This window comes from Dryocola clanedunensis (genome assembly GCF_038405435.1).
Lineage (GTDB): Bacteria > Pseudomonadota > Gammaproteobacteria > Enterobacterales > Enterobacteriaceae > Dryocola > Dryocola clanedunensis_A.
Genome location: NZ_JBBYHZ010000001.1, coordinates 412,194 through 438,765, shown reverse-complemented (window position 1 = coordinate 438,765; position 26,572 = coordinate 412,194). Strand labels below are relative to the sequence as shown.

The 26,572-nt window shown below is 54.0% G+C and carries 19 protein-coding genes and 1 tRNA gene; 8 read left to right on the top strand and 12 right to left on the bottom strand.

Going from position 1 to position 26,572, the window contains the following annotated elements:
- Positions 1–5 precede the first annotated feature (5 nt).
- From gadC to AAE045_RS01965, 4 genes are all read right to left on the bottom strand, one after another.
- Entirely contained in the window at positions 6–1,523 is a 1,518-nt protein-coding gene (gene gadC / locus AAE045_RS01980; protein WP_455546251.1) for a glutamate:gamma-aminobutyrate antiporter, read from the bottom strand.
- Between the two features lie 71 nt (positions 1,524–1,594).
- Positions 1,595–2,986, bottom strand: a complete 1,392-nt coding sequence (locus tag AAE045_RS01975) for a glutamate decarboxylase (RefSeq protein ID WP_455546576.1) — start codon at positions 2,984–2,986, stop codon at positions 1,595–1,597.
- Between the two features lie 30 nt (positions 2,987–3,016).
- The gene (hdeB, locus tag AAE045_RS01970) at positions 3,017–3,322 is read right to left on the bottom strand and encodes an acid-activated periplasmic chaperone HdeB (RefSeq protein WP_455546250.1); all 306 of its coding nucleotides are present in this window, start codon (positions 3,320–3,322) and stop codon (positions 3,017–3,019) included.
- A gap of 14 nt (positions 3,323–3,336) precedes the next feature.
- Complete coding sequence (locus tag AAE045_RS01965) at positions 3,337–3,939, bottom strand: DUF308 domain-containing protein (RefSeq protein ID WP_455546249.1); 603 nt, start codon at positions 3,937–3,939, stop codon at positions 3,337–3,339.
- 255 nt (positions 3,940–4,194) lie between these two features.
- Here AAE045_RS01965 and AAE045_RS01960 point away from each other — a divergent pair, with 255 nt between their 5' ends.
- Positions 4,195–4,827: a YfdX family protein gene (locus AAE045_RS01960; RefSeq protein ID WP_455546248.1), complete on the top strand. Its 633-nt coding sequence runs from the start codon at positions 4,195–4,197 to the stop codon at positions 4,825–4,827.
- Positions 4,828–4,906: 79 nt separating this feature from the next.
- Here AAE045_RS01960 and AAE045_RS01955 read toward each other — a convergent pair whose 3' ends face one another.
- Both AAE045_RS01955 and evgA read right to left on the bottom strand, forming a co-directional pair.
- Positions 4,907–8,140: a response regulator gene (locus AAE045_RS01955; protein ID WP_455546247.1), complete on the bottom strand. Its 3,234-nt coding sequence runs from the start codon at positions 8,138–8,140 to the stop codon at positions 4,907–4,909.
- Positions 8,141–8,144: 4 nt separating this feature from the next.
- On the bottom strand, positions 8,145–8,759 hold the full coding sequence (evgA, locus tag AAE045_RS01950) for an acid-sensing system DNA-binding response regulator EvgA (RefSeq protein ID WP_455546246.1): 615 nt from the start codon (positions 8,757–8,759) through the stop codon (positions 8,145–8,147).
- Positions 8,760–9,091: 332 nt separating this feature from the next.
- Between evgA and AAE045_RS01945 the strand changes: the two genes are divergently transcribed.
- The 4 genes from AAE045_RS01945 (at position 9,092) to AAE045_RS01930 (ending at position 12,826) form a co-directional block, all read left to right on the top strand.
- A complete protein-coding gene (locus tag AAE045_RS01945; RefSeq protein ID WP_455546245.1) occupies positions 9,092–9,415 on the top strand; it encodes an HdeA/HdeB family chaperone in 324 nt (107 codons plus the stop codon).
- Positions 9,416–9,554: 139 nt separating this feature from the next.
- Complete coding sequence (locus AAE045_RS01940; protein WP_455546244.1) at positions 9,555–10,274, top strand: GntR family transcriptional regulator; 720 nt, start codon at positions 9,555–9,557, stop codon at positions 10,272–10,274.
- 308 nt (positions 10,275–10,582) lie between these two features.
- Entirely contained in the window at positions 10,583–12,016 is a 1,434-nt protein-coding gene (locus tag AAE045_RS01935) for a 6-phospho-beta-glucosidase (protein ID WP_455546243.1), read from the top strand.
- A 168-nt stretch (positions 12,017–12,184) separates the two neighbouring features.
- Positions 12,185–12,826, top strand: coding sequence for a prepilin peptidase (locus AAE045_RS01930; protein ID WP_455546242.1), 642 nt, complete (start codon positions 12,185–12,187; stop codon positions 12,824–12,826).
- 6 nt (positions 12,827–12,832) lie between these two features.
- Here AAE045_RS01930 and AAE045_RS01925 read toward each other — a convergent pair whose 3' ends face one another.
- The 3 genes from AAE045_RS01925 to AAE045_RS01915 form a co-directional block, all read right to left on the bottom strand.
- Entirely contained in the window at positions 12,833–13,927 is a 1,095-nt protein-coding gene (locus tag AAE045_RS01925; RefSeq protein WP_455546575.1) for an adenosylhomocysteinase, read from the bottom strand.
- A 238-nt stretch (positions 13,928–14,165) separates the two neighbouring features.
- On the bottom strand, positions 14,166–16,004 hold the full coding sequence (locus AAE045_RS01920; protein ID WP_455546241.1) for a fibronectin type III domain-containing protein: 1,839 nt from the start codon (positions 16,002–16,004) through the stop codon (positions 14,166–14,168).
- Between the two features lie 274 nt (positions 16,005–16,278).
- Positions 16,279–20,247, bottom strand: coding sequence for an autotransporter outer membrane beta-barrel domain-containing protein (locus AAE045_RS01915; protein ID WP_455546240.1), 3,969 nt, complete (start codon positions 20,245–20,247; stop codon positions 16,279–16,281).
- Positions 20,248–20,770: 523 nt separating this feature from the next.
- Here AAE045_RS01915 and AAE045_RS01910 point away from each other — a divergent pair.
- Positions 20,771–21,334 (top strand): helix-turn-helix domain-containing protein, encoded by a 564-nt coding sequence (locus tag AAE045_RS01910; RefSeq protein WP_455546239.1) that lies wholly within the window; start codon positions 20,771–20,773, stop codon positions 21,332–21,334.
- Positions 21,335–21,354: 20 nt separating this feature from the next.
- Positions 21,355–21,708 (top strand): hypothetical protein, encoded by a 354-nt coding sequence (locus AAE045_RS01905; RefSeq protein WP_455546238.1) that lies wholly within the window; start codon positions 21,355–21,357, stop codon positions 21,706–21,708.
- A gap of 303 nt (positions 21,709–22,011) precedes the next feature.
- Here AAE045_RS01905 and AAE045_RS01900 read toward each other — a convergent pair.
- A tRNA-Ile gene (locus tag AAE045_RS01900) sits at positions 22,012–22,087 on the bottom strand.
- Positions 22,088–22,213: 126 nt separating this feature from the next.
- Between AAE045_RS01900 and mug the strand changes: the two genes are divergently transcribed.
- A complete protein-coding gene (mug, locus tag AAE045_RS01895) occupies positions 22,214–22,720 on the top strand; it encodes a G/U mismatch-specific DNA glycosylase (RefSeq protein ID WP_455546237.1) in 507 nt (168 codons plus the stop codon).
- 58 nt (positions 22,721–22,778) lie between these two features.
- On the opposite strand, the gene rpoD is transcribed toward mug, so the two are convergent.
- Complete coding sequence (gene rpoD / locus AAE045_RS01890; protein WP_455546236.1) at positions 22,779–24,617, bottom strand: RNA polymerase sigma factor RpoD; 1,839 nt, start codon at positions 24,615–24,617, stop codon at positions 22,779–22,781.
- A gap of 155 nt (positions 24,618–24,772) precedes the next feature.
- Positions 24,773–26,518: a DNA primase gene (gene dnaG, locus AAE045_RS01885; RefSeq protein WP_455546235.1), complete on the bottom strand. Its 1,746-nt coding sequence runs from the start codon at positions 26,516–26,518 to the stop codon at positions 24,773–24,775.
- Between the last annotated feature and the right edge of the window lie 54 nt (positions 26,519–26,572).

The following is a 26,572-nucleotide window of genomic DNA, read 5'->3' as shown; positions in this document are numbered from 1 at the left end:
AAGATCTACCGTTTGGGTAAATGTGACGAGCGTCCCTTAGGATGTATGAAAAAGTGTCCGGATGGGGCGTCCGCGACGGTCACGGGGGAAATTTCCGGGGCTGGCACGGGGGTTTTACTGCGGAACATATAAACGATAAACGGCAGCACGAAGACCAGCACGAAACAGACGATCAGCAGCTCTGCGTAAAGGTCCTGGGTATGTGCGCCCGGCAGCGAAGTCGGCGGAATAAACGAAACGATAAACGCCAGCACGGAGACGATCAGGCCGGAAGCGGCGACGAGTAGTTTGACCGGCTTGCCGCCGGGGATCTGGAAGGCACGCTTTCTGTCGCGCTGTTTGCGCACCAGCTGTATATATCCCAGGAAAAGCATCAGGTAGCTGCACAGATAGATAACGACGGTAAGTGACAGGGCAATCAGGAAGGACATATTGCTGCCGCCGCCGGTGTTGGTAAGCACCACGATGGCAATCGAAGTAATGATTAACTGGCAGACCACCAGCGCCACCGGCACGCCGTTCTTATTCACCTTCGCAAAGCGAGCGGGCAGCAGACCTTTTTGCGCGGTTACCAGCATGCCGCGGGACGGGCCGACAATCCATGAGGCAATTTCTGCGAGCACGCCCAGCATCAGCAGCGCCGCAATCCCGCGTATCGCCCATTCAAACCCAGGCCCGAAATAGCCGATGAGCGTGCTGAACGCCTGCATCACCCCGGCAGAAAGATTAATTTCTTCGTGGGGAATCACGGCGGCGACCGACAGTCCTCCCACCGAACTAAGCACGATGGCGGCGATCACCAGCAGGACCATCGCCAGCGGATAATCGCGGGATGGATTTGCCATTTCATTGACGTGGGTCGCCGACGCTTCCACGCCCATATAGCTCAGTACGAACGCCACAAATACGACCAGCGTGCCCATCCTAGAAAAGTCAGGGAAGAAGGTTTGGGTCGTCATCTCAATCGCCAGCGGCTGACCGTGAATCAGCCAGCAGGCTGCGAGCACCACCAACACGATTGCTGGAAACAGAATGCCAAAAAAGAAGCCGATTTTGGCGATGCTGGCGGTATAGCGGGTGCCTTTGAACTGGGTGAGGGCCAGCCCCCAGAGTATGATCAGCGCCGCTGCGGTTCTGACCAGCGGGTCGGTGTTCAGCTCGGGCCAGCTAAGGATGTAAGAGAGGGCGCCAAGCACAAAGTAGAGCATTGGAATAAAGCCGATGGCGATTTGCAGATAACTAAAAGAGATGGCGGCAAACCCCCAGCGCTCTCCCAGCGTACTGGAGACCCAGGCGAAAATACCGCCTTCTTTCCAGCCTTCTACGGTGGCCATTTCAGCGGCACACAGGCCGACGGGGATAAACCAGAAGAGGCCGCCCATCAGCAGGAAGAAGATCAGGCTAAAGCCGGAGGTGGCAAAGGTCGGGTATTCATAAACTGCCATCACCATGGAGGCGGTAATGGCGAAAAAGCCAAGCAGGCTGAGCTGCCGGGGGCAGGCAGGGGCTATTACGGTGGACATATTCTCTCCGCAGGACATTCACGATTAAAGAAGAGAGCCCCGAAGGGCTCTTAGATTTCTGCAGCAGGGGGCTATGCGTGGTTGAAACCACCCGCTTCTTCTGCGGTCAACGGCTGGGTGACAGGGTTTTTCTCCAACGCTTCCAGCGTGCGTTTCAGGTCGGCGATCAGCAGCCCGGCCAGGTCGTTGCTCATGCCGTGGCGTACCAGAATGCGCTGGACAACTAAGTCTTCCCGATGGGATGGCATGGAGTAGGCGGGCACCTGCCAGCCGCGGCTGCGCAGCCGGTCCGCCAGGTCATAGAGAGTGAAGCTGTCGTTCTGATACCCTTTTTTCAGTGCCCAGGTCAGCGCCGGGATGCCGTTGTCGCTGCTGCCGTCAAAGATAATGTCAAACGGACCAATGGCGGCGATTTCGCGGGCCAGATACTGCGCGGTAGCGTAGCAGGCCTGGTGGATTTTGCGGTAGCCTTCGCGGCCCAGGCGCAGGAAGTTGTAGTACTGCGAGACAATTTGCCCACCCGGGCGCGAGAAGTTCAGCGCGAAGGTTGGCATATTGCCGCCGAGGTAGTTGACGTTGAAGATAAGCTCTTCCGGCAGATCCTGTTTTTCACGCCATACAACCCAACCTGCACCGAGTGGAGCAAGACCGAACTTGTGGCCGGAGGCGTTGATGGATTTCACGCGGGGCAGACGGAAATCCCAGACGAGATCGGGCGCGCAGAATGGCGCAAGGAACCCGCCGCTTGCGGCATCAACGTGAATCGGAATGTCCAGACCAGTCTGTTGAAACAGGGTATCGAGCGCGTCGTTGATTTCTTTTACGGGTTCGTACTGGCAGGTGAAAGTAATGCCCAGGGTTGGCACCACGCCGATGGTGTTCTCGTCCACATATTTGAGCATCTCGTCCGCGGTCATCATCAGACGGTCGCCTTCCAGCGGGATTTCACGCAGCTCAACGTCAAAATAGCGGGCGAATTTGTGCCAGCAAATCTGCACCGGGCCGCAGACCAGGTTTGGTTTATCGGCCGGTTTGCCCACCATTTCACGGCTTTTGCGCCAGCGCCATTTCATTGCCAGCCCGCCCAGCATGGCGGCCTCGGAAGAGCCGATGGTCGAGCAGCCCAGGGTGTCGGCGGCTGCCGGGGAATGCCACAGGTCGGCGAGCATGTTCACGCAGCGCTGTTCTATTTCGGCCGTTTGTGGGTACTCGTCTTTATCAATCATGTTTTTGTCGATGGAAAGATCCATCAGCTGGCGGATCTCATCGTCAATCCAGGTCTGGCAAAAGGTTGCAAGATTCTGTCGCGAATTGCCGTCCAGCATGAGTTCATCCTGAATGGCATGAAAAACATGGCGTGGGTTTCTTTCCTTGCAGGGAAATTTTGTTTTTGGCAGCGCGCGGGATAAATCTACGGAAGCATAAACATCGTCATTTTCATTTTCGACTGGTTGAATCAGCATGGTCATAATTAATCCTTAATCAATGATAGGTTATTTTTTGGCATTAAGATTGAGTTCGCCTAATTTCGCGTGCGGATTTTGATTGCATTGTTTTACCATTTGCGGAACCGACACGGTTTCCACTTCATGCCAGTCAATGTAATCGCCACCTTTAAAATCTGTATTTTTATTGACTACCCAAAATGCAATTGGCGTCATGGTTTTAGGGTTCATATCCGTGAACTTCTGACAGGTCATATTTTGTGGCGTGGTTTCCTGAAGCGCAAAAGCACTGTTAATAGATAGCGCAATAGCGGCGCAGGCAATGAATGTCGGAATGACTTTTCTGTGGTTCATTAATACTCCCGTGTTTACCGTGATTTTTTGATAATCATTTTCTGGCGCTGTGCTCGCGCCAGGCTAATGCGTAAAGCGATATATCCCCCCGCGCTGAAAAGCATCTCCAGGCCGATAAATGCGGTGGTGAACTGAGAAGACTGCTGAGGAGACATGCCTGACCAGACGGCAGCTATTATCAGGTCAAAAATACCGATACAGATGCTCCAGATGTAGCCCGTATGGCCGCGCATGGTGAAACCGGAAACGATGCGGGCAACCCCGCCGATGAAGAACAGACAGCATAAAATTATCGCCAGGGCGTTCAGACCGACCTGCGGGCTGGCGATAAACGAGTAGCCGAGCAGCAGCCAGGCAAGGGCGAAAAAGCACGAGGCGAGCCTGGATTTGCAGGGCTGTTTGCGAAAGACGATCAGGCTGTAAAGCGTATAAAAGCCGCAGATCATAAACATCATGCCGCTCAGCAGGGCGATATACATACCCGCGATGAACGGATAAATAAGGCAGCACACGCCACAAATAATAAGCAATATGGCCATGACCAGTGCATGCTTTTTATAATGAAGACGTGTGCTTTCATTAAGCGCTCGCAGACTGTAGTGATTAAAAATAAACATGATTTCTCCGCTATCAAATAAAAGCCAGTCAGCCGGTGTTTTTATTTAATAAATGGTTGATGCTAAGAATGGTAGGGCGGGTTACGGTTGCCGTAAATAAGAGTGGAGAACTTTTATTATACGCTGTCGCCTACGTCTGTCAGCCGTAAGAATGGGCTGGCAATATCCATCATGCGCTCTTATTTCAGGCTGGTTAATTATTATTTATGCTTGCGTTGTCTGGTGACAAATACCTCATTCAATCAGGAGTAAATAATGAAAAAAGTTATTCTGGCGAGCCTGCTGGCAACCATGTTGAGTTCCTCATCCGTCTGGGCCGAAGCAACCACTACCCCGGCGCAGACTGAGGCTGCTACGGCGAAGGTACAGAAGGAAGCTGCCGACGTGATGCAGGTCGCGGTGAAGGGCGCAAACGCCATGCGTGACATCCAGTTCGCCCGCCTCGCGCTGTTCCACGGCCAGCCGGACAGCGCGAAGAAGCTGACCAATGATGCCGTGTCGCTGCTGGCCGGGGACACCAGCGCCTGGGCTAAGTTTGTGAAGACCGATGCAAAAGCGAAGATGATTGACGACCAGTACGTGGTCATCAATGCCACCGTGGCGCTGTCTGAGGACTATATTGCCAGCCCGGAAAAGGAATCCGCCATCAAAGCCGCTAACGCAAAAATGGCGAAGGGCGACCAGAAAGGTGCAGTCGACACGCTGCGCCTGGCCGGAATTGGTGTAGTTGAAACTCAATATCTGATGCCGCTAAAGCAGACCCGTAAAGCAGCTGCTCAGGCGCAGAAACTGCTGGAAGGCGGCAAATATTACGAAGCGAATCTGGTGCTGAAAGGCGCAGAAGAGGGCATCGTCGTGGACAGCGAAATGCTGGTGGCGGGTAACTAAGCCTGACTTTCTTTCCTGAGAAGGCGACAGGGATGTGCTTTTCCTGGTCGGGCAACTCACTCTGCCCGACCAGGTTTTTTTAATGGCTGATTAAGCTGTCGATCTCGACCTCTATATCTTTCATGATTGCGGTGACGTGCTGCAGCGCTGCCTGGCACTCAGCCTGCGACAAAGAGTGATGGCGGCGGGATTCAAAAGGTTCACACAGGCTTTGCAGCGTGCCGATCTCCAGGATTTGCGCCGAGCCATGCAGGCGGTGCAGCGCACGAAGAAACGCCTGCGGATCGCCTTGCTCAACCGCTAATTCAGCGGCCTGAATATCGTTAGCTGACGCTTCGCGGAAGGTTTCGAGGATTTCATTCATCAACGCGCGATCCCCGCCGGTATTCTCGGTCAGGATGCTGAGCTTCAGATGCTGAGTGACGCAGGATGATCGATGGCCCGCATCAAGTGTGTTCAGCTCATCCGCCAGGGACTGGATTGAGACGGGCTTAAACAAGCAGCGGTCCATGCCGCTTTGCAGACACTGCTCCCGCGTGCTGGAAAGTGCGCTGGCGGTCAGCCCCCAGATCTGCAGCCTGTAGTGCTGTCGACGCAGAGATTCAGCGAGCGCCAGGCCATCTTTTTTCGGCATATTCATGTCGGTGATCAGCAGGTCATAGTGCTTACTCGTGACCCTGGCTTCCGCCTCTTCACCGTCGCAGGCTTCATCCACGCTATAGCCGATAGTATTAAGCTGGCGCTTGAGCAGCAGGCGGTTGGTTGGATTGTCGTCAGCGATAAGAATGGACAGCCGGTGAAGCGGCGCGGCTGACGACGGTGCATCCGGAGCCGTTGTTGGCACTTGTCGGGCAGTCTCTACAGGCAACGTGATGGTGAAGGTTGTTCCCTGCGACGGCAGGCTTGTCATCCCGAGGTGACCCTCCATCAGAGACACCAGCTCTTTGCAGATAACCAGCCCCAGGCCCGAGCCAGTCTGCGCGCGTCCCTGCCGGGCCTGAGCGTAGCGGTGAAACAGCGTCGACTGCTCTTCCTCGCTGATGCCGCAGCCGGTGTCGCTGACCGTCAGGATGAGCGTACCGTGCTGGTCGATATCGGGCATAAGGCGGGCGGAAACGTCGATGTGTCCCTGCTCCGTGAACTTCAGCGCGTTGCCCACCAGATTAGTGAGAATCTGTCGCAGCGCCTGCGGGTCAATCAGCACCCGTTCGCTGGCCGCAAGATGGCTGACGCAGCGCAGGGCGATGCCCTTCTGGCGGGCAAGCGCATCGAACGAGTGGCACTGCAGATCGACAAGGGGCGTAATGTCCGTCCACTGCCGCACGAGCTGGTATTTGCCGGACTCAATCTTATCCACATCAAGGATCTTGCCGATAAGCCCCAGCAGCGACTGGGCGGTCGCGCCGGTCAGGGCAATGGCCTCTTTGCGCTGGCCGGGGGTGAGTTCGTTGCCTGAAATCAGCTCTAAGAAGCCGACGATTGAGCTGACCGGCGTGCGCAGCTCGTGGCTCATGCTGGCGAGGAAACGGCTTTTTGCCCGCGTCGCCTGAATCGCCTTATCTTTTTCCGCTTCCAGCTCGTGGGAGAGCGTCTCTTTAAGCCGAAGATGTTCTTCAAGCAGCTGCTGCGACTGCTTTCTTTTACGTACTTCGCGGGAGAGGGAGAGCGCCCAGCCGAGGCTGATGACAATCAGCACCAGCGCAAAGGCCACGACCTGATAGAACTGCTTGCTGTAAAGCTGCCAGGTATCAATCTGCACGGTGGAGATTTTCGACCACTTCTCGGTCATCTGAAGGATCTCACGTGGCGGAATGGCCTGCAGCGCCTTGTTCACAATGGATTTAAGCTGCGGCTCATCGGGCGGCATAACAAAGCTAATGGCGGCTGCGGGCATGCCTGGCAGACGCTGGTAGCGCATGCTTTGCGGATAGTAGTGGTCAATCATATAGCGGGCGGACAGCTCGGTTGTCACAACCGCGTCGACTTTGCCCTCACTGAGCATTTTCATCGCGGCGGCCACGTCATTGGCACCGACCCACTCAACCTGTTGATAGCGCTGTTTCAGATCCAGCGCCATATACCGCCCGACCGGCAGCGCGATACGCCGCGGTTTTGCCAGCAGGCTGTCGGCGGCTTCGCGGTGCGTGGTGACCAGTACAAAGGAGACGTTTATCACCGGATCGCTAAACGCGGGGGAGGCTGGCTGCTCGCTGCCGGAGACGGCTGCGGGGAACATCTCCCAGCCGCTGCGAGACATGGCTTTCTCCTGCTCGCTGCTGGAATGCACCAGTACGGCCTCAAATTCCAGACCGGTTTGCAGCTTAATAATATTGAGCAGGTCGCCCATGATGCCGCGCAGTTCTCCGTCCCGATCGACAAGGGTGAAGGGGGGGAAATAGGGATTAATCAACACCCGAACTCTGGCGTGCTTCTCAAGCCAGGCCTTTTCATCGGCGTTAAAAGAGAGGGGCGTATTCAGCCAGGAAAGATTGCCGCGGTTCAGCCAGTTTTGCATGATCCGCATATGGATATCGTTGCCAATCGACAGGATGAAACGCTCAAGGATATTGCGCAGCAGCGGCTGATGCCGGTTGGTGACAAAATAGTTGTCCTGCTCCTGCTGGTTGAAGTAGTGCGTGACGACCAGCGACTGCGAGAAATAGCGGGAGATGCAGTGGCTGGTGGTGATGTTATTGCCGATAAAATACTGGTTCTCCCCGCTTATCAGCGATGACATGGCCTGATAATCGGTATCGTAAAGATTAATGTGGGCATGGGGGAATGCCGCGTTGATTGCGCCCATAAACGCACAATCCCTTACGCAGGCGACGTTCACGGTTTTGCGCGTCGCCAGCGGCTGGAGGGTATTTTTCAGCGTGGTCACCAGCGTCGGCCAGGTTTTTATCAGCGCCGGAGAGCGCAGCAGGTGCTTACCCACTTCTTTCTCGTGCGACAGCTGGGTGAGTAGAGTATCGACTTCGTTGCGGGCCAGCGCCGCCAGCGCCTGCTGCTGGCTGGCGTACTGCTTAATGATGACCTTCACGTTCAGGCTTTTTTGCATTAAGGCGAGATAGTCTGCGTTGACCCCAAGGTAATCCTCACCGCTGCTTTCATAGACGATGGGGGAAACCTCCGGCAGCCAGGTGCCGACCGTCAGCCTTTTTTTACTCGCCAGCAGCTGCCGCTCCTGTGCGTTTAACTTCAGGTCCGCCACCGGGGCGTGAAAATTACTCTTAAGCGTGAGCTGCTGGGCCACGGCGGAGTAGCTGAGGCAAAAAAATAAAATCAGAGAATAAAATGAAGAACTCGACATGCTCTTATCCTATTTTATTTCTTTGCGCATAATCATAGAGCTCCATTAATGAGGTACACTCTAATTTCTCCATCAGGCGGCTTTTGTAGGTGCTGACGGTTTTATTACTGATGTTCATTTTGCTGGCAATGGTGGTGTAATCAATACCATTAAGGATATAGCGTAATACTTTCATCTCCTGGGTAGAGAGCGTATCGAGTTTATCCTGCTCGGTAACGGCGGCACCGCTAAAACGCTCGAGCGAGAAGGGGAAATAGCTGTAGCCGCTGTTAGCGGCTTCTATTGCTGCCAGAATATTGTTCACGCCTTCCTTTTTACTTACAAACCCATTCGCACCGCATTCCGCGCTCCGCTTGCCGTAGAACAATTCGTTTTTCGCTGAGATAACAATAATTATTCCGGCATAGCGGCGTTTGCGTAACTGCTCCAGCACTTCGATACCGCTGATGCCGGGGATGTCGACATCCACGATCAGCAGGTCGGGCCTGATATTTTCGACGGTGTGAACAGCATGTTCGCCGCTGTCCAGCTCGGTGGTGACGGTGATGCCGTTGGTATCAAGAAGGTTGCGGATGGCGATCCGCGCCAGGGGATGATCGTCAACGATAATCGCGTTCATTGCGTATTATATCCTGATGTAAAAAAGAGATGGCGATGCCAGAAGCAGATGACGCTACGGTATTATAATTTTTGAGTGATGATCCTGAGTTAATAAGATCTTAACATAGGCAGTCTGGGATGTTGAGAAGTACATTTATTTTATATTTTTAATGCAAACCATTAACATTATTTTGTGGCTTTAATCCTACGACTGTAGGATTAATCCTTCCAATATAAAGGCTGGCTCTTGTGTTTAATATTTGCAGGAGGAGTATTCTGCGCGGGAATTACCGCCAGGGCCGCAAGGGCTGGCTTTATTATATTTAATACCACGCCATTAGCGGAATAAAAATGTCGACTTTTTGCCATCTGCCCCTATGTCTGGCATTTTTGCTGGCATGTCTTCCCCCCGTTTGCGGTCCCAGCGATGGGGCAAAAGGAATTATACGCTGCCGTGACTACCTCGCGATGGATAACCGTGCCCGGACTCCCATGGTGATTTGGTTGGTGAATGAACGGCCGCCTTCCTCTGCGCGAGAATGGACGGATTTTAACGAAGCCGAGCTGGTGCTGACCCCCATCCTCACCCAACTTTGCCATCAGCAGCCTGATGCACCCCTAAGATCGTTGCGCTCGGAACTCATCTCCTATCAGCAGGTGCATTCCCTGAATTAGCACGGGTGATGCCCGCCGCACAAACAAGTAGTATATTTTTCACCTTAACCCTCTCAATATGGGTAAAAAGAAAGTCTGGTGTACACCCTGCGGGTGAAAAATAACCAGAGGATTTGTTTCGGCTTCCAGAGGGTTAAACGTGGTTTACAAAGAGGTCGTCAATTTACTCAAAAGCAGGATCGGCAGCCCCGGCCGTGCGGTTGGCGATATGCTGCCGTCGGAAAAGGCGCTTGCTGAGCTTTACAACGTCTCGCGCAATACCCTGCGAAAGGCGCTGAAAGTGCTGGAAAATGAAGGGCTGATTGAGCGACGTCACGGCTCGGGAACCTATCTGCGCAGCAAGCAGTTTCAGGTCTCCGTCACGCACATGGACAGCTTTACGGAAATTGCCAGAAGTGAAGGCAAAAAGCCGACGAGCCAGGTGCTGAGGTTTGAGTTACAGAGCGCTTCGCAGGAGATAGCCCAGCGGCTGAAGCTGGCCGTTGGCGAACCGGTCTATTACGCCAAGCGGCTGCGCCATATCGACAACGTGCCCATGCAGGTGGAAGAGACCTGGCTGTCCGTAAACCGCTTTCCCGATCTGACCGTCAGCCATATGAAAAACTCCAAGTTTTCCTACATTGAGGATGAGTGCGGGGTAAAAATTCATGGTTGCTATGAGTCATTTCAGCCCGTTCTGCCCGGCGCGGAAATTGCAGAAATGCTGCACATCAGCAGCCGCGATCCTGTCCTCAGGATGGAAACCCAGTCCGTAGATGAAATGAATCATCCAGTTGATTTCTCGGTTCTTTATACCAATGCGTTTGAATTCCAGGTGAAGTATTTTCTGCCGCGCAAAATGTCCCCTACCTCCGACTGATCTTCCCGCCCCGTGCGGGGCAATCATGAAGGTCGATCACAATTTCCGGTAAAAAAGTGGTGCAATAAAGGCCCGGTAAGTGGACCTCTGCGTCTGGAAACATTCAGGGTGCTTCTGGCGCCTTGCCTGCCGTACGCTTAAGAGGTGCAAAAGAGGTTTAATTCCAACCGGTGCGCTATTTGCCTCAGGCGCTTTATCTTCATTACTATCCAGAAAGTTAATCATCAAAATTCCATTTCCTGTCCACGGTTCTCACCGTTACAGCACTACCGGTCGCCCGAGCGTGGCCGTTAACAGAGGGAAAGACTATGTCCGGATTTAAAGAAGGTTTCCTGTGGGGCGGCGCGGTTGCTGCGCATCAGCTGGAAGGCGGCTGGAAAGAAGGTGGCAAAGGCGTAAGCGTAGCGGATGTGATGACGGCGGGAGCGCATGGCGTACCGCGCGAAATTACTGACGGCGTGCTGGCGGGTAAAAATTATCCGAACCATGACGCTATCGACTTTTATCACCGCTATAAAGAAGACATTCAGCTGTTTGCGGAAATGGGCTTCAAATGCTTCCGCACCTCCATCGCCTGGACCCGCATCTTCCCGCTGGGGGACGAACAGGAGCCGAACGAAGCCGGCCTGCAGTTCTATGACGATCTGTTTGATGAGTGCCTGAAGCACGGTATCGAGCCGGTGATCACCCTGTCTCATTTCGAAATGCCTTACCACCTGGTGACGGAGTACGGCGGCTGGCGCAACCGCAGGCTGATCGACTTCTTCGTGCGTTTCGCAAAAGTTGTTTTCACCCGCTATCAGCACAAAGTGAAGTACTGGATGACCTTTAACGAGATCAATAACCAGGCTAACTTCCACGAGGATTTCGCGCCGTTTACCAACTCCGGCCTTAAGTATGAGCCGGGCGAAGACCGCGAGCCGGTGATGTTCCAGGCCGCGCACTATGAGCTGGTTGCCAGCGCCCTGGCGGTGAAAGCCGCGCGTGAAATCAATCCTGACCTGCTGGTGGGCTGCATGATAGCCATGTGCCCCATCTATCCGCTCAGCTGTGCGCCGCGCGATATGATGATGGCGATGAACGCCATGCACCGCCGCTACTGGTTCACCGATGTGCACGTGCGCGGTAAATATCCTCAGCACCTGCTCAGCTACTTTACCCGCCGTGGTTTTGAGCTGGATATCACCGCTGAAGACCATAAAGCGCTGGCCGGGGGCTGCGTCGATTACATCGGCTTCAGCTATTACATGTCGTTCGCCACCAAAGCAACGGATGACAACCCGCAGCTGGATTACGACGAATCGAAGAGCCTGGTCTCCAACCCGCACGTCCAGAAATCCGACTGGGGCTGGCAGATTGACCCGGTGGGGCTTCGCTACTCCCTGAACTGGTTCTGGGATCACTATCAGCTGCCGCTGTTCATCGTCGAAAACGGCTTTGGCGCGATTGACGTGAAGCAGAGCGACGGCACGGTGGACGACCAGTACCGTATTGACTACATGGCAACCCACATCGCGGAGATGAAAAAAGCGGTCGTTGAGGATGGCGTAGACCTGATGGGCTACACCCCGTGGGGCTGCATCGACCTGGTGTCCGCCGGGACGGGCGAAATGAAAAAGCGCTACGGCTTTATCTACGTGGATAAAGACAACGAGGGCAACGGCACGCTGAACCGCAGCCGCAAGAAGTCCTTCGGCTGGTATAAGAAAGTGATTGCCAGCAACGGCGAGGATTTAGCGTAGGGTGGACTGAAAGCGGCCCGGCGGGATGCCGGGCCGCAGCATCGCGCTAAGCCGATCGCGTAAATATTCTGGAAGACCCCTCGCAATTCAATACTGAAGAGGATTATTTTCCGTCAGAAATAGCGTACTCATAGCCCTGTTGAGCTGCTGATCAAAGGAGGATCGGCTATGACAGACGCCTTATGGATATCGCTGATGTGCGGGCTGGGTTTGCTTGCTGGCTGTGTACTGAACCGCCTTATAGGGCGCTACCGTCAGTGCGGAATGCGTACGGGCTGGCATTACCCGCTGGTGGTAACGGCGGCGGCGCTGGGCAGCGGGTCAGTCGCGCTGTATTGTCCCCCCGGGCTGCTTGCGATGGCGCTGGCGCTCTGCGTGTGGCTGCTGATTGCCCTTATTGCCATAGATATAGATCAGATGCTGCTGCCGGACGTTCTCACGCTCCCCCTGTTATGGCTGGGGTTGCTGACGAATCTGCACGGCGCGCTCGTGCCGCTGAGCGATGCCGTACTGGGCGCCGTCGTCGGTTATTTATCCCTGTGGCTGCTCTACTGGGGATTGCGGCTGGCAACCGGGAAGGAGGGGCTGGGCTACGGCGATTTTAAGCTTCTGGCCGCGCTGGGGGCCTGGTGCGGCTGGCAGAGGCTGCCGATGCTCCTGCTGGTAGCCGCGCTGGCGGGGATGCTGATTTTCCTGTTATTGCGTCTGAGCGGACGAGCAGGGCGAGGCGAACCTCTGCCCTTTGGACCCTGTCTGGCGCTGTCAGGCTGGTGGACGCTAGTTATGCCATTAGCCGCGACAGCAACGTAATAAAAACTAAAGCGCCTTTTCCCAGACGGCCTGCGGCAGCAGGTATACTGCTTTTTCAGCGTCCTGGCCTGCGGTCACAATGTGTTTAATCCCGCTCGCCATCACGGCCAGCGTAACGTCAAAGGCGTTCAGGCTGTCGCCGAAGCCGGCGGTCAGGTTCAGCATTGAGCCATTTGCCATCAGGTAGATGGTTTTGCCGTTCAGCCGGTAGGCGTTGACGTAAGGCATCACCTCCTCATTAGGGAAAGGGTGCAGGTAGCCACAGTCGATCTCTTCGGCGACGTGCCCTACGTTGAGGATAAACACGCCGTCTTTCGCCTTATCCAGCACTGCGGCACTCACGACTTTTTTCGCGCCGGTCGCGGTCGCGATAACATCTGCCGCCTCGATGACCTCATGAATATCAACTACGTGCCAGCTATCGTAGGCCGCCTGTAAGCGACGAGCCGGGTCGAGCTCGGCAACCATGACCTGCCCGCCGTAGGCTTTTGCCGCCGCCGCAACGCCCTGGCCTACCAGGCCATAGCCAATCACCAGCACTCGCTTTTCATGCAGCGTCAGGTGGGTCGTCTGGAAGAAGGTCTGCCAGGCAGTCAGCCCGACCATGTGACGGTTGTGAAGACCCTCTTTCACCGGCAGATCGTCCCAGTTGAAAATAGGGTAGCCGGGGCGCAGATCCGCCAGGCGATTCACGCCGGAGCCGGTTGCTTCGAGGCAGGCAACGACGTCGCCAAAGTCGCCGCGCTGGTGCAGCAGGGTGGTGATGTCCGCCCCCATTTCACAAAGGTGGGTCGGGCGCCAGGCGATGGCTTTTTCCCATGAGTCCCGCCAGTCGGCATCGCTCATGTTGCGCCACGCACAGGCTTCGGCTCCAGCCTCGACCAGGTAGGCGACAACTTCATCCTGCACGGTAGTCGGGTTGCAGGTAGTCAGGAATATCTTCGCATTCTTTTTTAACAGCCCTTCCACCAGCGGGATCATCTTCAGATCGAGATGCATGTTGCAGGCAAGGCGCACGTGGCTCAGGTCGGGAAGCGACTCAACCTGCTTCAGCGTGCGAACCATATGACGGCACGACCATTCAATCTCTTTTTTAAACATCTCGCTTTCGGGGTTCACGGGCATTCCTTATTGTTTATTTTTAAGCGTTTCGGACGGCTGAGAATAACAAAGTGAGGAAGGGGTGTTAACCGGCATTCGCCGCGAAAGGCTGGATGCGGCAGGGGCTGGCGCGGGGAGCGCGTAAACGCGCAATTTCGCCTGGGCTTAATAGGGTTGAAATAATAAAGACCCGCATTAACATCTGCGGGTCTTTTTTTATCTGACGATCGGCTGCAGCTTATTTAAGCGCGTCCAGAATAGTCGTTGTGTATTCGTAGTTTTTCGTTTGTGCCGGGTTCATGCTGCTGGTAGTCAGATCGCCCGTGCTCGGGAAATCACGCGTCAGGGACCACATGGAGATAAGGTTTAGCCCTTTCTGATTCGCATATTTTGCGACCTTTGTTGCGTCCGGGAAGGTGAACATTTCGCCGGCCACGTCGTTCTGACCAATCATTGGAATAACGCCGATCAGCTTGTACAGGTCGGCCGCAGATTTACCCGGATAGACGTTTGCGAGATTGTTTTTTGTACCTTCAATAGCGCTGATGGCCGCATCGCCCATCTCAATTCCCGCCTGGCCGTAATCCATTGCCATGATCTGCACGTTCAGCGGCAGGCCAATCTGGCTGGCATAGGTGATCATCGCAATGCCTTCCGCGGTTAAGCCCGTAGGCATGACCGGCAGCGTCAGGCTAAACCACAGTTCCGGGTTCTGCTTTATCGCTTCCAGCGCCGCTGGGAAGGCGACGTGATAGTTGTAACAACCTGCGGTTTCGAAATCGAAATCGATATGCCGGATACCATAATCCTTATTCAGATCGAGATAGATTTTGGTCATTTCAGCCTGGGTGCGTGAAACCGAAGGGTCGATGCCGTTTGCGCCACCAAAGGCAACGATAGCCTCTGCGCCAGCAGCATGGATGCTGTCGCAAATCGGTTTAATCGCGTTATAAGGGAAATAAGAGTTGCCCCACACCAGTGCTTTAGTGGCGCTGTCCTGCACGAGGAAAGCCAGATGGAAGCTTTTCACGCCCAGAGCAAGCGCTTCATTCACATAACTGGTATTGATGCCCGGAGGATTGGTCGACCAGTCAGCGTTGATGGTCACGTCAACATAAGGGGCAAAAGTCAGCGAGGTGACGACAGGAGCCAGCGTCTTTGCCACCACGGCTGCGGAGTAGGCCGACAGATTGTTGCTGGCATCGAAGGCCGCTACGCAGCAGCTGTATTCTGTCTCTGAAGCAAGGTCGCTCAGCAAACATGCCGTTCCGGTCACGTTCACCGTTTTGCTCACGCCGCCCGCCGGGGTGTATTTCACCTTGTAACCGGTCACGGCAACGTTATCCGTTGATGCGCTCCAGGAGAGGGCAATTGAGCTATCAGTAATGGTGCTGGCGGCTAAATCAGCGGGAACGCTTGGCGCCACGACATCGATAACGGCTTCGTCCGTTGTAACGGTGATAGACGAAGAAGGTTCGGAGGTATTACCCGCTGCATCCACCGCCGTGACCGAAACGGTATAGGCAGTTGCGGCCTGCAGATTAGCGAGCGTGGCGCTGGTGCCTGCCGCGGTCTGGTTTTTTTTCAGCTCGCCGGATGCCTGATAATGCACGACATAATGGTCGACGCCCACATCATCGCTGGCGGCGTCCCAGGCTAAAGTGGCGGAGCTGGCGGTTACGCTAAGAGACTTGAGGTTCTGCGGAGCGCTCGGCGCGGTGACGTCTGGGTTGTCGTCACCGTTAATGGCACTCATGCCGTCAACCCAGTAGGCGACGGGCAATTTAGACTGATTGCCGCCGTTAGGGAAGCTGGCTCCGACGGCGAACTTAACCTTTGCGCCATTCTCGACGTTCGCCATATAAGCCTGCAGATGGCCGGTCAGGATATCGCCTTCCTGAATAAAGTCATAACCGGTATTCTCGGAGGCGGTGAAGTATTGCCCAAGCTGGATTTTGATTTTTGGATTGACCAGGGTGGAGCCGGTGTTATTCACCATTTCAATATCAAGCGCGCCGGACCATTCCCCTGCGTCTTTCCATTTTGCGTTAAATGTTACATCGATATTTGAAGACATAATGCATTTCCTTTTGTGGGCTAGTGAATGAAAAACGCAGCCACCATAAAACCAGGAAATGCAGACGACTAATCAATAAGGCTCATTTGTGAAGCGATGAGAAATCATCATCAACTAAATGATGGCAATGATATTTATGGGATATTAAGGGGCTTCTAAAACTGGATAAATAATACCGAGTGATGTTTGCGGACGGGACGTTGAGGTCGGTTAAAAATAGCCTGGGGCAGAGGAGATGAAAGCCGCATACCCGAAGGTATGCGGCTGAAGTGACTTAGAAAGCGAGAGACCAGGTGGCGCTCACGATCTGGTCGGTATCGTGCTGTGAAGCGCTGACGTTGTAACCAACGCCGTAGCTCATATTACCTTTCTTCACTTTTACTCCCAGTTGGCCATTGAAGGCGGTTTCATCCATAACTTCTGCGGAAATGATATCGCTGCTACGAATGCCCACCGTGTGCAGACGATTTTCGCTGTCACGGTCGCCGGTCACGGTGACTACGGAGGCATCCGTATGGACACGTAGATCCCAACCAGAGTCCAGCGCGAAGGTTTTCGCCAGCTTCACCCCCACCGGGAATTGCCAGATGTTTTGCGTACCTTTATCGGTACGGAACAGCGCATCATTCTGGTTGTTTTTAGTATCAAAGTCCTTGGTCGTCAGCTGGTTAAATCGAACGCCCGCGTGGGGAATAATGTCGACAACACCGGTATCAATCAGATACTCGCCGCGCAGCCCTGCACTGAAGAGCATGCCGTCAACGTTGGCGCGCAGTTTGTCACCCGCCTCGATCCAGCCCTGCTGTTTCTGCGTCAGGTCGTTGCTGGTTTGCGTCAGGCTGACATCGCCGGTGACATTCCAGTTAGCCCGCTGCCAGTTCTGATAGAGCGACATGCCCCAGAAGCTAAAGTCGTTGTGGGTCGCGTTGAAATCGCCGCGCGAGTCGCTGTCGCCGTTTCCGGCATGGAATGCGACGCCGCTGCGCATTGTTCCGAAGTCGCTCTCCCAGGTTTTATCTACTCCCAGCAGCAGGCCATAGAAGTCAGAACTCTGGCCGTAACGCTGATTGCCGGCATGGAGATCGCTGCTGCGCGGGTTGCCGTAGAGCACGTTAACCCAGACGCCAGCATCCGCTGTTGGATGGGTCAGGTCCGTGCTGGAAATGGCGTTATGCTCAAGTACCGCATCCACCGCCGCGTTGCCCGCCGCCCAGGTATTATGCTGCACCCCACCCGCAGTGGCTATTTGCGCGGCGCTGTTAACGGTGTTGACCACCTGCTCAACCCCAATCTGCGGAGTGTCGATGGCGACTGACAAATAACGCTTACCAGCCTGCTGGGCGGAACGGTCGTTTTCCCCGCTGACAATAAGCGCATCGAGAGCATGTGGGGTCACGATGCCGGGCAAGACATCCTGCGCGGAACGTGCCTGGGTGGTGACCCGCACCTCACCATCGACTGCCTGAGTTGTGGCAGTCAGTAATTTGTTCAGTTGCAGGTTCTCTTGATTCCAGCCGTTGCCCGCGATGGTCACGTCACTAAAGCCTTTCGCGAGGGTGTAGTTCTGGTTCGCTTTGGCGTCCGCCACGTACAGTACAGCCTGGTTCGCCACATTTAGCGTACCCTCGGTCGCATTGAGCGCCGCCTGTCCGTCGCGCATATCCTTGCTGCTTACCATCAGCAGGGAGTGGTCGGCAAAATCGACGTTATTATAGGTCGCGTCGTAGTTGCCCGCGCTGCCCGTCAGGGAACCATCGACGCGCAGCCCGCCCTGCATAGCACTAAGGTATTGTGGTGCCTGGATGGCGACGGCTGCCGTAATACCGTTCTCACCCCAGCTTAAACCGCTATCGGCGAATCGGGCTTCGGCGCTGGCCGTATTGTTGTCACCCAGTGCCAGCAGGGCGTTTTGGCCCACGGTGATGCGGCCATTGATCTCCGCCCCCCCGCTCGCCACTCGAGAGGCGTCGGCGAGCGTGCCACCCTCCGTCCAGGCCGGGTCGATAAACAGACGGGCACCCTGCAGATCCAGACGTTCAGCCAGCAGCGTTCCCGCCGAAGTGGAATCGCCGACGACAATCTGCGCCGCTTCACCGGCTGCGAGCTGGCCTGCCAGCAGCGTGCCATTAACGGTCAGCTGCGCCTGATCTTGTAACGTCATGTCGGTATGCAGCGTGGCTCCCTGTTGTACCGACATCTGCCCGCTGCTGACGATGCCTGCGGCAGTGCTACCGGAACTGATGGTGTGTTCACCCGCAACAATGTTCACTGTCCCTTGCGGGGCGACGGTCAGCGTACCGGTAAGGTGACCGGTCACGTCAGGCATCGAAGCAATGCCCAGATTCAGCGTACCGTTCTCGATTGCCACGGCAACCGGCGTATCAGACGATCCGGCAACGTCAATAAGCGTGCCAGCGGCTCCGGTCAGAGTCAGCGTTTCACCCCCGATCAGGCTCACCGACGGCTTACCTTCACCCTCTAACCGTAGCTGAGAGGCGCCAAATCCTTTGCGCACAGAGATAGCGTCAGCAGAAATTCCATCTTCCGCGCTGCCCACAATAAGCTGGTTTCTGTTGGCTGTGACCTGGGTGTTAGCCAGTACCGCGCCGGTGGTGGCGGCATCCGTTACGGTTGCGGTACCTGCCGCACTTTCGGCATTTTGCAACGTGCCAAGCATCACCAGTGTGTTGCCATTGTCTGTGCCGAGCAGATTATTTACGGCTTTTACATACTCCAGCTCGTAGGCGTCGTCGGTCAGGATCAGGGTACTTTCTTTAAAGTCGATTCGAGAGCCGGTGTCGTTATACCCCTCCGGCAGGGTGGACGATGCCGCGGCGTTGAACAGCTCGCTGGAACGGGTCTGCAGCTGGCTATGATCGGTTAACGCCAGCGATGCGCCACTGCTCAGTGCCAGCGTATCGGCAATCAGTTTGGTCTCACTGAAGGTTAATTTCCCACTGCTGAGCTGAACCGGCGCAGTCACCGTATTGCCTTTAACGGACAATGCCTGCCCGACGTTAGCGTCGGTGAATCCGTCGCTCAGCACTGTGTCGCCGGTGATTGCCAGGGCGCTAAAGTTGCTGAACTGGGAACCGCCAAAGGTTGGGGTATTCAGGTGAAGCGTACTTGCCTCGCCGCTGCCGTACAGGTGGCCCGTTACCTCGGTGTTATCCAGCCAGACGTCTGAAGCCGTGATCTTATCGCCGTTGAGGTTAACGTCTCCGTGAAGCTGGCTGTCGGTCAGATGAAGGGCGACTGTACCGCTGCCGGTATAGGCATCAATGTTACCTTCCATCACCGAGCGGGTAATATTCAGCGCAATCTCCGCGGCCTTGTTGGCGATCAGGTCGCCGTTGAGCTGCGCGTCGTTGAGGGTAGCTGTAATGCTGGCGGAGCCCGAAAGCGACGCATGCCCGCTAACCTGGCTGTTATCTACAGTCAGCTGGGTCATTTTACCGTTCTTCATGCTGAGGGCATTGCCGTCGGCCTCGGTAGTTTTGTTAACGCTCGAGTTGTGAAGGGAAATGCTGTTGGTGCTGCCCGAACTGGCGATAGCCACCGAACCCGTTAGCTGGCTGTTATCAACGTTGATAGCCTGGGTTTTATCCGGTGCTGGGAATCCACTGATTTCAAGCGCATTAGCCGTTGCTGCGAGGGCGCCTCGAGTATCGACGCTACTGTTTTCCAGGTTGATACTGTTGTTATTACTGGTGTAGGTAAGCAAAATACTGCCTGCCTGAATCTGGCTATCCTGCACGCTAATATCATGCGTACCCGCGCCACCGGCCATAATTCTGCCGTTAATTGCGCTGCCATTTTTTATATCAATCTCGGTATTACCTGTGTCGGTAGGAGAGAGATAAATAGCGTACCCGTTGGCATATTTTTTTGAAGAGGGAAGGGTGGTCTTTTGATCGTAATCCACCGTTCCGTTGGCGCCATTAAGGGTTGAATGATCAACACTGATACGGGTATTTGTTGTGGCTCCCCCCGCTTCGATCCAGTCCACTTCCGCATTGTTTGCCAGCGAAATATTGGCCGAACCGTTTTTACTGGCGTTAATGTAATAGCCGCTCAGTTTCGCACCATCCACCAGCAGCTGTTGCACATCATTAGCGTTACGCGAAGCGGTGCCGCTGGCAAAGTAGATGTTTTGCGCTTTTGCTGTGCTGTTTATTGCCGCGTCCTGGGATGGCTCGGTTAAATACCATGCCCGTGGTTTTGGTACCAGCGGGGAGGTCATATCAAATTCTGTGAGTCCGCAGGTTCCGGCGGAATAGGTGGTGCAGCTGTTCGCAAAAGCGGGTGATAGCATCAAACTACTACCAACTACCAGGCTTATACTCGCAGCTACTTGAGTCAGACGAAATGTATTGTTCATAATAATATCCCTCTATTTGTGCAACGACTTTTATTTCGCTGATGCAAATAAAAAATCACACTTGTTAATCCTTCATTACATTTTCAGCTTAACAAAAAAATATGGCGGGAATAGTCAGAATGGTCTCCTGTATGTAAGAAAAATCCTAACAGGTGTTATATCTCTATGTAATTTCAGAGTAATGCTGCTTTAAATATTGTTTTTTTGTGATGTAGAGCACGAATCGCCTCTACCCGCTTAGGAGTATTCTTATAATTATGCGGAAAAGTACTAATTGAAAACCGACACATTCTCTAAGATGATGCTTGTATCCACAGCGATGATAGGGTTAAGGAAGATGATTATTGTTTTGACATCCTGTAGATATTTCAAACAGGGGTTTTCGATGCTGGTGGATAACCTGATGATTGAAAAACCTTCTTTCAGAAAAGTTGTTTATGTAGAAGATCTTAAAAAAATTTCCCGCGAAGATTTTTCGCATGCAAAAGCTCTGGTGGTGGATTATGGTCAATCTGACATCAAGGTGCTTAATGCGCTGCTGGAAATTAAGAATCGTTATGAAAATAGCTACTTTATTTTAATTACTCGGGATGCCTGCTACGAAAGCACCATTGAAAACATACTTATTAATACCATTGCAGATTGCACCATAGATTGTAAAAATGCTGTGCGAAAATTAAGCGCCTGCCTTGTGCATTTTACACTGGAAGATCAACAGGTGACGATCTTTAAAAACATTCGCTGGCATCACCTGGAAAAAGAACAGCATTTGACAAGAATGGAAGCGATACTGCTACCCTATATTGTCTCAGGGAAAAAGAATAAAGAGATTACGCGTTATCTGGATCTGACAGGCAAAACCGTCAGCCATCATCGACGCAATATTTATCGAAAATTTTCGGTCACTAATCTAACTGGACTCTATAAGAAATTTGATCACAGCGTATAGCGCCCTGAGGAAGTCATTAAATGGAAAAAATGGTTTTCGTACAACATAAGCTGGAGAAGGCACTTCTGATACTGGCAAAGGATGCGGATATTCAGAAAAGGCATGAGCGCGTTTACAACGAGTGTTTATGCCACATTGTGTCTGATAACATTCCGAGGGTTTTGCGCAAAGAGTATTACCAGCTTATGGCGCTGGCAACCAGGCATTATTCTGGCGTTAATCATGCAGATAACCACTCTCTGTTAACTGTGGAGGAGCATCATCAGGATTTTGCTTACGAGTTGCCTGATGCTATCCTCGTACTCCTCAAAAGATTGACGGAATGGATGGCAATTGAAAGCTATATTTACAGCCAGCAGCATGCCATAAAGTAATTTTCGCTGGTGAGATACGTAAATTAGTTTGTATTTAACCCGCTCATATCGATTAACGCACGCTGATTAATAAATATCCGCTTCTGGCACCCAGCAGACGATAATAGTCAGCAAGTAGCGAACCGACAAATCCCCTCAAAGGTACAACTAATTTATCGTCTGTATGGCTCTGCTTACGTCTTAGCTCCCATTACACCCGGATGGCTACGAGAAGAGGAGCGCAGGGAAGCAATGCCTTTTTCACCCCATTCCCAGAAACGAAAAAGGAGTCAGATGATTTCTCATCTGACTCCTTTTTTTGTCTGGTGGCCCCTGCTGGACTTGAACCAGCGACCAAGCGATTATGAGTCGCCTGCTCTAACCACTGAGCTAAGGGGCCGTGGCGCTGGATTATAATGGAACTGCGGTCGGCAATCCAGTGATTGCGTGACGTATGCTGATTTTATAAACAATGCCTAATCAATCTCTTATACTTACTTCATCATCTATAACGACGGGAAATGGCATGATTAGCGATATTCTACAGCCGGGGCTGCGGGTGGTGTTCTGCGGCATCAATCCTGGCAAGTCTTCTGCGCACACAGGGTTTCACTTTGCGCATCCTGGAAATCGCTTCTGGAAGGTGATTCATCTCGCGGGTTTTACCGACAGGCAGCTTAAGCCTGAAGAGGAGGAGCATCTGCTGGATACGCGCTGCGGCATTACCATGCTGGTGGAGCGCCCAACGGTGCAGGCCACCGAGGTGGGGCTGCATGAGCTGCGTGCAGGCGGGCGTGAGTTGATTAACAAGATGCTGGACTACCAGCCTATGACGCTGGCCGTGCTGGGCAAGCAGGCGTTCGAACAGGCGTTCAGCCAGCGCGGCGCAAAGTGGGGTAGGCAGGAGATTACCATTGGCGATACCGAGGTCTGGATATTGCCGAATCCCAGCGGGCTGAACCGGGCGACGCTGGATAAGCTTGTGGAGTCATACAGCGAGCTGGAACAGTCGTTGATGGCACGGGGCAGGTAGGGCAACTTACAGGCATAAAAAAGCCCTCGCAGGGAGGGCTTTCAGGAGAACGAAGAGATTAATCGTCCAGGAAGCTGCGCAGCACTTCAGAGCGGCTAGGGTGGCGCAGTTTGCGTAGGGCCTTCGCTTCGATCTGACGGATACGCTCGCGGGTCACGTCGAACTGCTTGCCCACTTCTTCCAGCGTGTGGTCGGTATTCATGTCGATACCGAAACGCATACGCAGAACCTTCGCTTCACGCGCGGTCAGGCCAGCCAGAACGTCATGGGTGGCAGAGCGCAGGCTTTCTGAAGTTGCGGAATCCAGCGGCAGCTCGAGGGTGGTATCCTCGATGAAATCACCCAGATGCGAATCTTCATCGTCGCCGATTGGCGTTTCCATGGAGATAGGCTCTTTGGCAATTTTCAGCACCTTGCGGATTTTGTCTTCCGGCATCAGCATGCGTTCAGCCAGCTCTTCCGGCGTTGGCTCACGGCCCATCTCCTGCAGCATCTGGCGCGAGATACGGTTGAGCTTGTTGATGGTCTCAATCATATGCACCGGAATACGGATGGTACGCGCCTGGTCGGCGATGGAGCGGGTGATAGCCTGTCGGATCCACCAGGTCGCATAAGTTGAGAACTTATAGCCACGGCGATATTCAAACTTATCAACGGCTTTCATCAGGCCGATGTTGCCTTCCTGAATCAGGTCAAGGAACTGCAGGCCACGGTTGGTGTATTTCTTGGCGATAGAAATAACCAGACGTAAGTTTGCTTCAACCATCTCTTTCTTCGCACGGCGGGCTTTCGCTTCACCGATGGACATACGACGGTTGATATCTTTAACCTGTTCGATGGTCAGGCCGGTCTCTTCTTCAATCTGCTGCAGCTTCTGCAGGCTGCGGTGCACGTCGTCAGACACGTCACGCAGTTTTTCAGACCACGGCTTGTTCATTGCGATTGCAGCATTGAACCAGGTTTCGCTGGTTTCGTTGCCGGTGAACAGCGTGATGAAGTTTTTCTTCGGCATTTTGCACTGTTCAACGCACAGCTTCATGATCAGACGTTCTTGTGTGCGAACGCGGTCCATCATGACGCGCATGCTGTTTACCAGGTAGTCGAACTGCTTCGGCACCAGGCGGAACTGTTTGAACACTTCGGACAGCTGCAGGATCTCAGCAGCGGAGTCGGCGTGAGCACGGCCTTTCGCTTTGATCGTGTCGCGAGTTTTTTCGTACTGCGTACGCAGATCGCCGAATTTTTCACGTGCTAATTCTGGATCGATGCTGTTGTCATCATCCGCATCGTCGTCGTCATCGTCTTCTTCGTCATCATCACTGTTTTCTTCGCTGGTCAGCTCGGAACCAATGTGCGTGGCGGTTGGGGCGAGATCTTCTTCTGCATTTGGATCAACGAAACCGGTGATCAGATCGGTCAGGCGTACCTGCTCGGCTTCAACACGATCGTACTGCTCAAGCAGATAGGTGATCGCTTCCGGGTACTCGGCAACGGAGCACTGCACCTGGTTGATACCGTCTTCGATACGCTTAGCGATATCGATTTCACCCTCACGGGTTAACAGCTCGACGGTACCCATTTCGCGCATGTACATGCGCACCGGGTCAGTGGTACGCCCGATTTCTGATTCCACGCTGGACAGCACCTGAGCGGCAGCTTCTTCCGCGTCTTCGTCTGTGTTGTTTGAGTTTTCAGCAAGCAACAGGTCATCGGCGTCAGGTGCTTCTTCCATCACCTGAATGCCCATGTCATTGATCATTTGGATGATGTCTTCGATCTGATCGGAGTCGACGATATCTTCCGGCAGATGGTCATTGACCTCAGCATAGGTCAGATAGCCTTGCTCCTTACCACGTTGGACAAGAAGTTTCAGCTGTGACTGCGGGTTTTGCTCCATAAGACGGTATCCACACTTAAGTCGTTTGGGGAGGTGTCGGTAGGCGTTGCCGCCAACAATAACGTAACGAGGGCTGATTTGTTTTATTGCCGCAGCCCATCCTTGCGGCGTTCGGGTTTGACCCGATCAATGTTCGGCAGTTAAGCCGCGAGTATTTACTTTTTCGCGCGTGACTCATTGATCACGCGGACTTCCTCACGCTCCGCCGGGGTTAGCCCCTCGGTCCGGGAACGTGCAATCAATTCCGTTAGCCTTAGCTCCAGCACTGAATCAAACATATGGTCCAGCGCGTCGGTGAAGGTTTTTTCTGCAATGTCCTTATCTGCTATATCGTCCCACGCCGACAGTTTTTCAAGGGTCGCCGCATCTTCTGTGCCGCGATACAGCTCTAAAAGCTGCCCTGTTGTCAGTCCGGGCTGGGCCAGACAGGTTTCGACCAGCCTGCTGAATAATTTCAGCCCCGGCAATTTCGCCTGCTCCAGACCGTTTAACGGCGGAACCGTGGGCGCCAGCTCTGGGTTTTGCACCAGAAGTCCTATCAGTATACGCATGGTTGTGCGTTTTAGCTGTGGCGCCGGGCGCGGCGTACCGCTTTCGGCGGCTTTCGGCATCAGCTTTTCAAGCTGGCTGTCGTCCAGAATGCCGAGCTTATTGCCCAGCTCCTGGCGCAGATAAATGCGCAATGTTTCACCAGGTACCTGACTAATCAGCGGTAATGCCAGGGTGCTCAGTCGCGCCCGGCCATCCGGTGAGGTCAAATCAACCTGCGGCATCAGGCTGTTAAAAAGAAACGTCGACAGCGGCAGGGCTTTCTCCATGCGCGCTTCAAAGGCTTCTTTTCCTTCTTTACGTACCAGCGTGTCCGGGTCTTCACCGTCCGGCAGGAACATAAAGCGCAGCTGACGGCCATCCGTCATATAAGGTAGTGCAGTTTCCAGCGCGCGCCATGCGGCGTCTCGCCCAGCGCGATCGCCGTCATAACAGCAGACGACGTTATCCGTTGCGCGGAACAGCAGCTGGATATGGTCGGCGGTGGTGGAGGTACCCAGTGAGGCAACGGCGTAAGAAATACCGTACTGCGCCAGGGCAACCACATCCATATAACCTTCGACCACCAGCAGGCGTGCCGGTTCAGGCTGGCTCTGCTGGGCTTCATAAAGGCCATACAGCTGGCGACCCTTATGGAAAATATCGGTTTCCGGGGAGTTCAGGTACTTTGGCAGGGCATCGCCCAGCACGCGGCCACCAAAACCTATTACCCGGCCTCGCTTGTCGCGGATGGGGAACATTACCCTTTCGCGGAAGCGGTCGTAACTGCGTCCCTGGTCGTTGGTCACCAGCATGCCAGCATCCGTCAGCGCCTGACGGTTTTCGGCATTGCCACCAAAGCGTTTCAGCGCGTTATCCCAGCCGGGAGGCGCGAAACCGATGGCAAAGTGCTTGATGACTTCGGCGCTTAAACCACGCTGTGCCAGATACTGACGAGCGGGTTCTGCATTGTGTTGCGCCAGGGATTGTTGATAAAAGGCGTTCAGGCCGTCCATCAACTGATAAAGACTTTGCCGCTGATGGCGCTCAATCTGGCTTGGCCCGCTACCCGCTTCGTACGGCACCTCAAGGTTGTGCATGGCGGCCAGTTCTTCAACGCTTTCGACAAACTCGAGCTTGTCGTAGTTCATTAAAAAATCCAGCACGTTGCCGTGCGCCCCGCAACCGAAGCAGTGGTAAAACTGTTTTTCACCGTTTACGGTGAAAGAGGGGGTTTTTTCGTTATGGAACGGACAGCACGCATGGTAGTTCTTGCCCTGCTTTTTAAGCTTCACACGCGCATCGATCAGATCGATGATGTCGGTGCGAGCCAGCAAGTCATTGATGAAAACACGTGGAATTCGTCCAGCCATAGGCCCCGTATGACCCCGTTAGTTTGTCTGTTGCCGCCTTGAAAGCGACGTCAG